The sequence below is a fragment of the Bacteroidales bacterium genome (genome assembly GCA_016707785.1).
Taxonomy (GTDB): domain Bacteria; phylum Bacteroidota; class Bacteroidia; order Bacteroidales; family UBA4417; genus UBA4417.
The window spans coordinates 31334-44204 of sequence record JADJGZ010000001.1 but is presented as its reverse complement, the minus strand read 5'-3'; the positions used below and the strand labels follow the sequence as shown (position 1 = coordinate 44204).

Here is a 12871-nt window from a genome sequence, read left to right as displayed (position 1 = left end):
TGAAGGATTAACCTTTTTGTATTCTCATTTTAAAGAAGGATCTGTAAACAAAATACAGGGCAACGATAACGAAGCCTAATCCAACATAAGGTGCTACTGAGAAGAAGTCTTCAGAAATAGCGATCTCCATGGCCAGTAATCCGAATAATGTAGTAAACTTGATAATCGGGTTTAAAGCAACAGATGAAGTATCCTTGAAAGGATCACCTACGGTATCGCCAACAATGGTAGCATCGTGAAGAGGAGTACCTTTTTCTTTCAGGTCAACTTCAACCACCTTTTTAGCGTTATCCCAGGCACCGCCGGCATTAGCCATAAAGATTGCCTGATAGAGTCCGAAAACAGCTATTGAGATCAGGTAACTAACAAAGAAGGAAGTAGCTGCATACATTTGCGCAGGATCAGCAGAGGAAAGATCACGGTAACCTGCCAGGAAAGCAAATCCCAATGCAAAAGAGAAAATCGCCACGAAAATATTGAACATGCCTGTCTGGGCATATTGAGTACAAATTTTCACAACCTCTTTCGAAGTTTCTATTGAAGCGCTCTTACTGGCGGTTTCATCAAGCCTGATATTCTTCTTAATGTACTCAACGGCCCTGTAGGCACCAGTGGTAACAGCCTGTATGGATGCACCGGTGAACCAGTAAACCACAGCACCACCAGCAAGGAATCCAAGTATTGTGAATGGATTGAGGATATTGAGAATCGTTTCAGGCTCAATACCGAACTTGTTTTTGATAACAAGGATCAGGGAGAAAATCATGGTAGTGGCACCCACAACTGCAGTACCAATTAGCACTGGCTTAGCGGTTGCTTTGAAGGTATTTCCCGCACCATCATTGGCTTCAAGGAAGTGTTTAGCTTTCTCAAAATCAATTTTGAACCCAAATTCTTTTTCAAGTTCTACTTTGGCTTCTTTATTCTCCTCGATGAGAGAGAGTTCATAAATACTCTGAGCGTTATCAGTAACCGGGCCATAGCTATCAACTGCAATTGTTACAGGGCCCATTCCAAGGAATCCAAATGCCACCAGGCCAAATGCAAAAATTGATGGATAGATCATCATGGAATCAAGGCCACTTGTGGAAGCAACATACGCGATAAACATAAGGACGATAAATACCATTCCTTTCCAGAAAGCACTGAAATTACCTGCAACGAGGCCTGATAAAATGGTTAATGATGCACCCCCTTCACGTGAAGCAGTTACAATTTCATTAACATGACTTGATTTCGGGCTGGTAAATATCTTGGTAAACTCAGGAATGAGGGCTGCTCCAAGTGTTCCGCAACTAATAATGATGGAAAGGATGAACCAGAGGTTATTCCCCATGGAACCAATCATAAAGTAGCTAACTGCAAAGGTCACAATGATAGAAAGGATAGAGGTAATCCATACCAGTGAAGTTAATGGTTTTTCAAAATCCATATCTTCAGCAGTACGATACTTCATATCACTGAATGCCTTATTGATGTAAAATGCAACAATTGAAGTAATTACCATGAGGATACGCATGGCGAAAATCCAGGTAAGAAGTTGTGTCTGATCAGCGACATTACTAACAGCCAGAACGATAAAGCTAATTAAGGCAACACCGGTAACACCATAAGTTTCAAATCCGTCCGGCGGTAGGTCCTACACTATCACCAGCATTGTCACCTGTACAATCAGCTATAACGCCAGGATTCCTGGGATCATCTTCTTTAATCTTGAAAACAACTTTCATAAGGTCGCTTCCGATATCGGCGATCTTGGTAAAGATCCCCCCTGCAATTCTTAGGGCTGAAGCACCCAGGGATTCCCCGATAGCGAACCCGATGAAACTAGCACCTGCAAATTCCCTGGGGATAAAGAGCAGGATGATAAGCATCATGATAAGCTCAACAGAAACCAATAAAACACCAATACTCATCCCGGCATCCAAAGGAATATTCAGCAATTTGAGCGGCTTTCTTTCAAGGGAAGCAAAGGCCATACGGCTGTTGGCAAGAGTATTCATGCGGATACCAAACCATGCAACACCATAAGAACCTAATATTCCAATAACAGTCCATGAAAGGATCAGCAATACCCCGCCAACACTGGTGTGCTGCAGGTAGCCGAAATAGAAAGCGATACAGGCAGCGATAAATACGAAAAGTATCAGCAGGAATTTACCTTGTTGTATCAGGTATGTCTTGCAGGTCTCAAAGATAATATGGGCAACATCCAGCATACTTTGGTGTGCTTTCAGCTTCTTAACCCTCATAAATTGGTACCATCCGAATACAAGCCCCAGAAGGCATACCATGAAACCTAGCATCAAAAGGTTATTCTGGCTGGCATCGAGTTGAGGAATTTTGAGGTCAGCCTCGCTGGCCATTAATGGAATAGCCACAATAAAAGCAGCTAAAGCAAGTAAAACTCTTTTCATAAATGTGTATAGATTGGTTAATAATATATTCGGTTGGCTCAAATATACATTAGTTTAACCAATAGACAAACCCTGAAAGCCTTTGATAGCCTAAAAACATAAAAACTTTAATCAAACAATTTGATTATCAATATATAAAACAAATAAAAATATTTATATATGTAAATTGAAAGCGAGGGTTAAACCTCTTCTTATCAGTTTACAGACAAAGCTATTTTGTTGCTATTGCAAAAAGGTCAAAACAGCTATCCTGCGCCATATCTAAATAAAAATCAGCAGTTGTTACTTCTTTCACCAGGCTGTTATTATCATCCATTAACCTGCGACGGTTCAGGCGATTCATCAAATCGTAAGGTATTTGCAGGATTTGTCGTGGAAGGAGATATTGGAGGTTCAGAAGATCAAAGCGGGTGATGCGTTTTACTGATGCTTTATTCTGCTCATGGTATTCCATCACTTTTTCTTTCCCATAAACTCCTTTCATTTCGACCCTGGAAAACACTTTCTGCATCATGGCTTTAAGTTCATCAGCAGTATATTCTCTAATATGCCATGGGTTCCGGGTAAGTGACATTTTACGGTTTGGAGTAGTGGCAAGCAGTTTACCTCCGGGTTTGAGCACCCTGTGGATCTCAGCAATAAAAGTTTTGTCGTCTTTGATATGTTCAATTACCTGGAAGGTCACTGCATAATCAAAAGTATTATCAGCAATACCCTTAAGTGAGGGAAGCAGCATTTTCCTGAATTCAACCTTTGAATCATCCGGCAGTTCCGTATCGAATTTATCAATTGCAAGGTAATGGCTTGATTTCGGTGAAAGCACCCTGATCCCATATCCTTCTCCGCTACCCAACTCAATGATACTACCCCCTACAATGGTGGCTGCAGCTTCATATGCGAATAAACAACGATTGTAGATTACATGTTCTGAAGGGTCGTGTCCTGAACTTCTCTCTGCGGTCTGCATGAAAACTGTTTTGGTTAAGGCTGCAAAGTTAAATAAATCCACCTAACTCAAGATACTGTCATAAATGCGTATCGCCCTGGTATAGTCTGAACCTATTACCAGGGCGATATGTGAATAAAACAGTAAATAGTTATTGAAGGATGAGTTTCTTTATTTCACTCCATCCTGGTGTTACAACTTTCATCAGGTATAGTCCTTTGGGATGATTACTCAGATCAATTTGCGAATCGCTCCCATCCCAGGGCATCTGGACAACCAACTTGCCCCTGTTGTCATAAACTGAAACAGAAGAATTCCTGTAAGGCTCACTTGAAGAGGTTTTTATTTCGAACACTGCAGAGGATGGATTTGGTGAAACAGTAAGTAGTCCGAATACCCGCCTGCTTGGTTCAGTCCCCACAACAATAAACGGGCTATCAGCAAATGATACCAGGTTACAGGCTACATCAAGAGTCGGGTTGAAGCCATCCGAGCAATCGGTACAAGTCACACCGGTCACGCAATTGGGATTATTTGGATGGCATTGATCCACATATTGATCATAGAATTTATACATCAGCTCAAGATCACCACCACCTACAAAAGAGGTGAGATCGAAGTCGAACCACTTGGCAATGGAACCCGGGCACCATCCGGCCCTGTCGTAATACCAGGTTCCATTCTGTGGCTGACAAGCGTCAGGATTGGGATTACAATCAGTCCAGTTCACCTGGTTAAAAGTATTCGCTCCATTCACCCAGATTTTATGAGTAGCATTGTAAAACTCCGCGGCATTGCTGGTATTGAGTGTACCCCAGCCATGTCCTGTTGAAACAAGTTTCAGCTTAGAAGCAACCGTATTTGGCGGGAATTGATAAGCAAAAGTATCGACAGGCTGCATATTGGCATAATCACCGAATGGGAAAATTTCCTTCCAGACTTGAGTCAGATAGCTGTATTTATGAGCCGGTGTTCCTTCCCTGTAATTCAGTGTCAGGAAATAGAGATAGCCATTATCAAGTGTTCCGCAGTTGACCCTGAAACTAATTTTTCCCTGTAAGATGGACATATAATCCGTGAGATCAATGGTGTGAGCACAAGGAACGCCGTAGGGAGTAATATAGCGGATTATCTCAAACCATCTGCCATCATGGCCTTTGGCATCCACGCTGGCTACCCTGTCCCATTCACCACATCCACCGGAAGGGCATCTTACCTCAAGAGTAGCTGTAATTTTATCGAATGCTCCCAGGTAGGAAGGCAATTCGGCTTCAACGGTAGCAGTAGCAATATAAGTATTTAGCAGGATATTACTGACAGCTTCCACCTCCATATCGTCAGCAGTAGGAACAATAGCAATATTTACGGTTTTTGAAGATGTTGCGCCATAGTTGTTGGTTGATAAGATCTGCAAGGAGTAGGATCCATATGAAGGGGGTGTCCACCATGCAGTATAATGTGTGTTATAGAAATCCTGAGCCTGGATCGTTTGTCCATTGATTTTAAACTGGAGTCCGGAAACATGGAAGAGATCAGGGTAGGAAATAGAACTGATGGCTGCCAGTTGAATCTGGGAGAGAGAAGGAACATACACATCCCCGGCCAGGGGGCAACGGACTTCAATTTCAGGAACATGCAAATTCGGATCCAGCACCATGAAAGAGTTGATTACAGGATCGGCCGGATCATATTGAGTGTTTCCTGGCTGGGAAGCTTCGATATAAACCCTGCCAGTATCCCCGGTTAGGGTAACAACATTCCCACTGAGGTTGCAGGTCCTGATAACAGTGTATATTCCACATCAAGGCCGGAAGTAGCTGTGGCATCCAATGTGAAAGGAGGATAGCTGATCAGCTTGGCAGGGATTTGCGGGAATGAAATGGCCTGGTACGTTGAATCAAGGGTGCCATTAAAATTGGAAGTGGGGCCGTTCATGGCAAAATTCATCAGGTCACCGTTTCGGTCAGGTGCGTATATCTCTGTAATAAGCTCTGTGATAGAGATATTATTTCCTCCGGGTACTCCCTGGTTGAATTTGTAATACATCTGCAAATCTGTTTCATTGCCAGTAAGTTCATTGTTCATAAGATCCTGGATTTCAGCCTGGGTGAGGCCTTTTTTCCAGACAGATACTTCATCAGACCTTCCTCCAAAAACAAAGTTGAAACCACCGAGAATGCTTTTCCCCACTGCAAAGGGTACTGCTGCGTCTGTCATCACCCCGGATGCAGCTTTTGACCCTTTTAAGGTGCCGTTTACATACAGTTTTATTGCCGTTCCGTCAAATACCCAGGCCAGGTGCTGCCATACCTGTGGAATAATGGTATTAACGGGTCCGACATACTCATAAAACCCTGTCGAACTTTTATATCTGCACTCCAGTTTCCCATCCCCAATCTGAATGATATAAAATTCAGTAGCTCCTCCTCTGAAACCCATCATTCCCTGGCCATAGGAAAGGTCATCAGAATAAAACCATCCGCACATTGAAATGCCCTGGGTTGAGTTCGTAATATAACTGGCTCCATTTTCAATGACTACATAGTCATCCACACGATCGAAATGCAGGTACTGATTCGATTGTGCAAACAACATCATACTGGAAATCAAAGAAAAAGAGATCAGTATGAACCTCAATGATCGGGTAAATGTTTTCATGGGATTGTTATTTAAGTGGTTTGAATAATTGCATTTATTATCACGTATCTATAACGCCCACCAGATTTTAGCCTGTGGGGAATCTCCTCCCTGGTGCGATTTAGCCTGTTCACAATTTTCAGCGTTATACATATTTTCTGAAGGAGGGTAAGGTAAACGGAAATGGTTGATAGCAGGCCCTTCCCGTGGAGTCATCCCTGTACGCCGGGTTTGGGCATATGCTTCCCAGGGTTGACGGAAAGCATCCAGCCAGCTTTGGGTATAAATAAAGGTAAGCTTTTCTTCTTCACTGGCTGCATTCCAGGAACCAAAATGATTCAGGACGGAAGCGGCACTGAGTTGTTGCGGAACAGTAATCATATCAATGAATTTCAATCCCGACAAAGGCAATTTTGAACCCGACATAGTAGCACCCCACCAGTCAATAGAAGCATTGATTCCATTCATATATTCGATATCAGCCATATCCTTGTCGGTTGGCACACCAATACCCCTGAAATAAGCTTCTGCCTTTAGAAAATGTACTTCTGCACCCGTCATCAGAATTATCGGCATAAAATCCTCATCGCGAATCAGGAAATAGTTGAAGGGGGAATAGTTACAATTCTCTCCTTTGAATGAAAAATAAACGCCATCATCCCTGAGTGTGGCATAAGGGATGCCTCCTGAGGATGGAGTGGTTGCTTCCGGCTGCTGAGGGAAAGGTGTCCAAAGATTTTTACCATCAGGCTCAAAGAAATAATAGAGCCTGGGGTCGAATATTCCGCTGCCATCTGGTGAATCAGTGGAAGAGCATTGTTTCCATATATTGGAACCTAACCTCAATCCATTATGTTCCCTGAAGGACCAATTCAGGCTTTCATTTTTAAAACCACTGACGATTGGCCAAAGACAAGCTGATTCAAGCAACGGGCTGGTGAAATCATAACCAATAAGTACCGGACGATTGTTCAAAATAACATCAGCAATCACATCCCCTGCCAGTTCGGGCTCACGGTTCACCATCCTCATTGCATAACGTAATCGCATTGAATTGGCAAGTTTTCTCCATTTCAGCATGTCGCCAGCAAAGAGCTTATCAAAATTCTTAAAACTGAGGAAAGGTTCCACTACATGGTTGTGTCGTTGATCAAAGAATCTGCTATTCTGAGGTTATTGAGGAGAGTCAGGTAAATATCTCTTTGTGTATCATATGCCGGATGAACCAGGTCAAGGTCCTGAAATCCATACCCCGCTTTACTAAATGGCATGTCTCCAAAAACATCCGTCATTTTAAAAGTTTTGTATGCCATTGTGATCATCAGCATCGCTTTCATATTATTCATGGAAGCAGATGGAGTGGCTTCGTCAAATCGTTTTTCCAACTCCCTGAATGAAGGCATGGCCGCGTAATAATTGGTCCACATCTCCTCTGTGCCAATGGTAAAATTTCCCCAGGCATCCTGGGTCAAAGCAGCGAGCTGACACTGTTTGTAGAGGATTTCATTATTGATATAGAATTGTTCATTGCCTGAAAGTACCAATGATTCAATAATACCATTGAAAATTGATCCATCAGAAGCCGTGGTAAAGCCATGAGGATTGGTATTGATATCTTCAAAATCCCGGGAACAGGAAACTAAAAGGTTGATTATTATCAGGAAAAAGAAGTAAAACCTTGCTTTTTTCATTGTTCAGATTTTTTCTGCTATGGTAGGGGTTGATAATAAAGTAAACTAGAAACTGGCTTTTAATCCGAATGTTACTGACTGAACGCCCGGGTAGGAGGCCCATTCAAAACCCTGGGCATTCCCTGACCCCATAATTCCTTCAGGATTCAGATGATCGGGAAGTGTAGTATAGATGTAGAATAAATCCCTTCCAGTTATATTAAGACTGAGTTTCTGGAAGACCTTGGTTTTCTCCAGGAAGTTGGCAGGCAGCTCATAAGCAAGAGATATTTCCCGCATTTTCACCCAGGAATTTTCAAGAATACCGGGTGTAGAAATGATTTTTCCCCAACCTCCTGCATTGGGCAGGTATTTATAATAATAATGAACCACTTTATCATTTTTTCTGCCATCCGCATAAACCCCATCGAGGATCACACCTACATTCCTGACATTTCCTTCAGGATCAGTATAAGGCAAGCCTCCTCCATCGCGTTCCAGCAGTGTTGAGGGACTCTGACCCGATTGAAGTGAAATGACATAGGAGCCGCAATAAATATCGCCTCCCCATTTGGTATCAATCAATGCAAATAGTTTAAAACCATGAAAGCTAATTTCAGCATGGGCTCCTCCCGTAAAATCAGGAGAAGCATTTCCAATAGGCACCCGGGTATCAGTTATGAGGTATTTGGTTCCTTCGTCGTTCAGAATACGTTCCCCATTTTCGTTGTAGACATAATCGTAGCCGGTAATGGTTCCATAATCGTCACCTTCCTGCAAAGTCATGGCCGGGCCATTCAATCCCCAAATATCAGCCAGTTCATATACATCTGAATAATTCCCCAGGCTGATGATTTTATTCCGGTTCCTGGAAAAATTCAATCCAGCTCTCACAATCAGATGCCTGGTATGAACAGGGACTGTATTCAGAATAAATTCAACTCCCCTGTTAGAAAGGATCCCTTCATTAATTCTTATTCCCTGTGCACCTGATGTTGATGGAAGCGGAAGGTCAAGAATCTGGTCAAATGAGTATTTATAATAATAGGTAAAATCTACATCAATCCTGTTTTCAAAAAAGCCCATATTCACGCCTGCTTCATAGGAATTTACCCTTTGAGGTTTAAGGGCATAGGGTGGTATCAGGTTCGGGAAAAATGAGGCTTGTTGTCCGCTGAAGAATCGGGTAGTGTAATAGAAAGCAGTCTGATATGGATCTGTACCAGAGGCTGTTTGGGCAATACCTCCCCTGAGTTTCAGGAAGTTAAACCAGGGCAGGTGATCCTGCAGTTTAAAGGCTTCAGATGCCACAAAGCTTAGGGAAACAGAAGGATAGAAATATGAATTATTGTTAAGTGGAAGCGTTGACGACCAGTCATTGCGTCCTGTCAGATCGAGAAAGAGATAATGATTATAATCAAAGTTCAGGAAGGCATAGACTGAATTATTTCTGATTCTGCTGAGTCCTTCTATTGCAACAATATCAGATACGCTATTTCCCAGTTCATCAATCATGATGTTTCCATCATCATCCACCAGGTAGGTCGATGCAGTATAATTAAAGAAGGTGTACATATTTGGATAGTACCAGTTTCCTGATCGCCCATAGATACTGTAATAATTGTTATCCCAGCGGTTGGCCCCTGCTGTGAGAACTACATTCAACTTCGAATTGAAGATTTCTTCTTTCCTTGCACTAAGTACTACTTCAAAATTGTCGCTATAGTTCCTTGACAAGCTACTGGAATAGGCTCCGTTCATCAATCCCAGCACATCAACAGGTTTACTTTTAGCTACAATATTCTCTATGGTGTAATCTCTTCCGGCTCTTCCAACCAGGTTCATCCAAGGAGTGATATCATAGTTCAGGGAGAGGGCTCCGGAATATTTATCCCTGTTAAGGATGGTATTATTATTAAAATAATTCCACCAGATATAGTGATCAACATATAAGAATGGATATCCTTCCAGTGAATTTCTTGATCCATCCTCCAACTCATAATTATTCATATCGATTCCCTGGTAACTTCTTGGCCAGGAATAAAGGAACCCTTTGCTGAAAGAATTTCCATCTTCACCAAGCACAGGGCTGTTCAATCTGTTAAACTTAACATAAGTCAGTGTGGCATCCGCAGTTAGTTTTTCTGAAACTTTCAGAGTCGTTCCAACTGTGACTGTTGTCCTGTCGAAATTGCTGTTTTTGATAATGGGTTTATGATCCTGCCGTGTCAGGGATATGCGCAGAGATCCTTTCTCATTGCCCCCGTTGGCAGCGATATTGTGAGTTTGTGTGAAGCCATCCTGGAAAGGCATTTTATAATTATCAGGTTGCGGGGAGTAGTTTCTCATTTCGCCATCCCACCATTTTATAAGTTGACCATTCATTTCCGGCCCCCAGGAAACAGCAGAACCATAATAACCAAATTCCTCGGCAGTTGTAGAGGTTGTACCTTCCTGGTTGATAATCAGTTTATCGGTGCCATAAATCCCGGGGTAGCCGGGGTTACCTTCATCATCCAATGGAAATGCGGGTTCAAGGAAAGAGATAGGCCCGCCATGACCATATTTATTCTGTACATCCCGATACCTGTATGGATGCGAGATTTTATGTTCGACATTATATTCAATCCCTAAGCCCTTTTGTTTCTTCCCTCTTTTTGTAGTTATCAGGATCACTCCATTGGCTCCCCTGGCTCCATAAAGAGCTGAAGCAGGACCTCCCTTAAGAATAGTATATTCAGCAATGTCCAGTGCATTCAGGTCAGAAATTCCATTGCCCCAATCTACTCCACGACCCACATTTTCAAGGCCGGGTGTATTTTCCATCGGGACATTATCTACCACTATTAAAGGCTGATTATTCCCATTCAGGTTATTATTTCCGCGAATAGTGATGCGGGTGGACCCCCCTTCTACCCCATCATTCTGCGATACCAATACCCCGGCAGCACGACCTACTATTGCATTGATGACATTGGGAGAACTGGCCCTGGTAATATCATCGGTTTCTATTTTTTCAGTTGAATACCCGATTTCCCGCTTCTGTCGTTTTACTCCGAGAGCAGTTACAACAAATTCATCAAGGCGGGTAACTGATGACTTTAATTGAATTGCAAACTCTGTTTTACCTTGCACAATCACTTCCAACCTGTCAAAACCCAGGCAACTGATAATCAGAGTAGCAGAAGGATCGACCCCTGCCAGTTTAAATTTTCCTGAAATATCCGTTGTAGTTCCCCTGGTAGTACCTTTTATCAGAACAGACACACCAGGTATGGTAGTGCCATCGTCTGATGATATCACTGTGCCACTAATATTGAGCATCTGTGCCTGGGAAAATGACATCTGAAAAAGAAAAACGAAAAAGAGCAGTATAACTCGTCTCATTAGTAAGTTTTTAATATTTGACTCTTACTTTATTCCGGACCTGAATGTTAAGCAGGTTATGATTAATGATGGTTCATTAACTTTTGAAAAGCTTTCTATCTTTAGATTTTATTAACCCCGGACCATTGCAGTATTGCATTCAAGGAGTGAATAATGTAAAATTACATTTTTATGATTAGGATGAAAAAGAAAATAGAAATACTCTTAGAGGTTGATTAAATTTCGAAAAAGACTGTTTAATTTTAAATAGAATTCAAGTCCCACCCCCCCCCCCAACCCCAGCCCCCCCCGGGAAACCAAATCCACCAAGGCTTCCTTGGGAAATAGAATCCAGAAATTGAGTAAATTATTTCTGGATTCTTCGGGAAATAGCATTTTCAGGCAATCTCCATGTCTCTTACTGGTTATAAAAAAATCCCCGGAAGGCAATTTCTTCCGGGGATAGAGTGAAGTAAACAGAATATCTAACTCGTTGAAATTCTGGTTGATAAATTTTAATTAAGCACTTTATTCACAAGGTCAGCAGCTTCCTGAAGGGAAACAGCCGAATACACTGCTAATCCGGATTGACTGATAAGTTCCTTCGCTTCCAGTGCATTGGTTCCTTGCAATCTGACGATAATGGGAACATGAATATCTCCAATGTTTTTATAGGCATCAACGATACCCTGTGCTACGCGGTCGCAGCGGACGATACCACCAAAAATATTCACCAATATGGCTTTCACGCTATGGTCTTTTAAAATAATCCTGAAGGCTTTTTCGACGCGTTCGGCATTGGCAGTACCTCCTACATCAAGGAAATTAGCAGGTTCTCCCCCACTCTGCTTGATGATATCCATTGTAGCCATGGCCAGTCCGGCTCCATTCACCATACAACCTACATTGCCATTCAATTTCACATAATTGAGGTTATACTGTCCGGCTTCCACTTCAGCAAAATCTTCTTCATAGATGTCGCGCATTGCAACATAATCTGCATGTCTGTAAAGTGCATTCTGATCAAGCCGCATTTTGCAATCGACAGCCAGTATTTTATCATCGCTGGTTTTGAGGACCGGGTTTATTTCAAGCATTGCGAGGTCAGCGCCCATATAGGTATCATAAAGGCCTTTGACGAATTTTACCATATTTTTAAAAGCTTCACCGCTTAATCCAAGTGTAAAGGCTATATTCCTGCATTGAAATTGCTGAAGGCCAACTTTACGGTCAATGATTTCCAGAAAAATCTTTTCAGGTTTGGTTTCTGCTACTTCTTCAATATCCATTCCACCTTCAGGAGAGTACATTATCATAACTTTACCTTCCGCCCTGTTAAGGAGCAGACTAATATAAAATTCACGGGTTTCAGAGGCTCCCGGATAATACACATCTTGTTGTATCAGCACTTTTCGTACTAACTTTCCTTCTTTACTGGTTTGAGGAGTAACCAACATCATCCCCAGAATCTGGGAGGCTTTTTCACGGACTTCATCCAAAGATTTAGCCAGCTTTACCCCACCGCCCTTTCCACGGCCACCGGCATGTATCTGTGCTTTTACAACACAGAATTGCGACCCTGATTGCTCCTGGATGATTTTGGCTGCCTCCAGTGCCTGTTCAACTGTTTCAGCCATGATACCATTTGGAACTGGTACACCAAAGCTGGATAGAATTTGTTTTGCCTGATATTCGTGAAGATTCATGATAATTGGTTTTGATTTCCGAAAAAGTAGTAATTTTAGATTTTCAAAAATAATGGTTTTCTGAACAGGCATATATCAATTCCTAAATATATTTACACACCTTAAAGGCAATTCAAAGAGGTAGTTTGA

General features: G+C 42.1%; 7 protein-coding genes and 1 pseudogene. All 8 read right to left on the bottom strand.

The genetic code is table 11. From position 1 onward, the window contains the following. Window positions 1–7 precede the first annotated feature (7 nt). The 8 genes and pseudogenes from IPH84_00145 to sucC all read right to left on the bottom strand — a co-directional run bounded on the left by IPH84_00145 (window position 8) and on the right by sucC (window position 12742). A pseudogene (locus tag IPH84_00145) lies at window positions 8–2417 on the bottom strand (sodium-translocating pyrophosphatase). A 211-nt stretch (window positions 2418–2628) separates the two neighbouring features. After that, the gene (locus IPH84_00140) at window positions 2629–3384 is read right to left on the bottom strand and encodes a class I SAM-dependent methyltransferase (protein ID MBK7171649.1); all 756 of its coding nucleotides are present in this window, start codon (window positions 3382–3384) and stop codon (window positions 2629–2631) included. A gap of 130 nt (window positions 3385–3514) precedes the next feature. Further along, a complete protein-coding gene (locus IPH84_00135; GenBank protein ID MBK7171648.1) occupies window positions 3515–5020 on the bottom strand; it encodes a T9SS type A sorting domain-containing protein in 1506 nt (501 codons plus the stop codon). An 86-nt stretch (window positions 5021–5106) separates the two neighbouring features. Further along, the gene (locus IPH84_00130; GenBank protein MBK7171647.1) at window positions 5107–6021 is read right to left on the bottom strand and encodes a LamG domain-containing protein; all 915 of its coding nucleotides are present in this window, start codon (window positions 6019–6021) and stop codon (window positions 5107–5109) included. A 48-nt stretch (window positions 6022–6069) separates the two neighbouring features. Beyond that, window positions 6070–7131 carry a SusD/RagB family nutrient-binding outer membrane lipoprotein gene (locus IPH84_00125; protein MBK7171646.1) on the bottom strand — a complete coding sequence of 354 codons (1062 nt, stop codon included), beginning with the start codon at window positions 7129–7131 and terminating at the stop codon, window positions 6070–6072. Beyond that, window positions 7131–7691 (bottom strand): SusD/RagB family nutrient-binding outer membrane lipoprotein, encoded by a 561-nt coding sequence (locus IPH84_00120; protein MBK7171645.1) that lies wholly within the window; start codon window positions 7689–7691, stop codon window positions 7131–7133. Before IPH84_00120 ends, IPH84_00125 begins: the two co-directional genes overlap by 1 nt. Before the next feature lie 45 nt (window positions 7692–7736). Further along, window positions 7737–11057 carry a SusC/RagA family TonB-linked outer membrane protein gene (locus IPH84_00115; GenBank protein ID MBK7171644.1) on the bottom strand — a complete coding sequence of 1107 codons (3321 nt, stop codon included), beginning with the start codon at window positions 11055–11057 and terminating at the stop codon, window positions 7737–7739. A gap of 494 nt (window positions 11058–11551) precedes the next feature. Beyond that, window positions 11552–12742, bottom strand: a complete 1191-nt coding sequence (gene sucC, locus IPH84_00110) for an ADP-forming succinate--CoA ligase subunit beta (protein MBK7171643.1) — start codon at window positions 12740–12742, stop codon at window positions 11552–11554. Window positions 12743–12871: the final 129 nt, after the last annotated feature.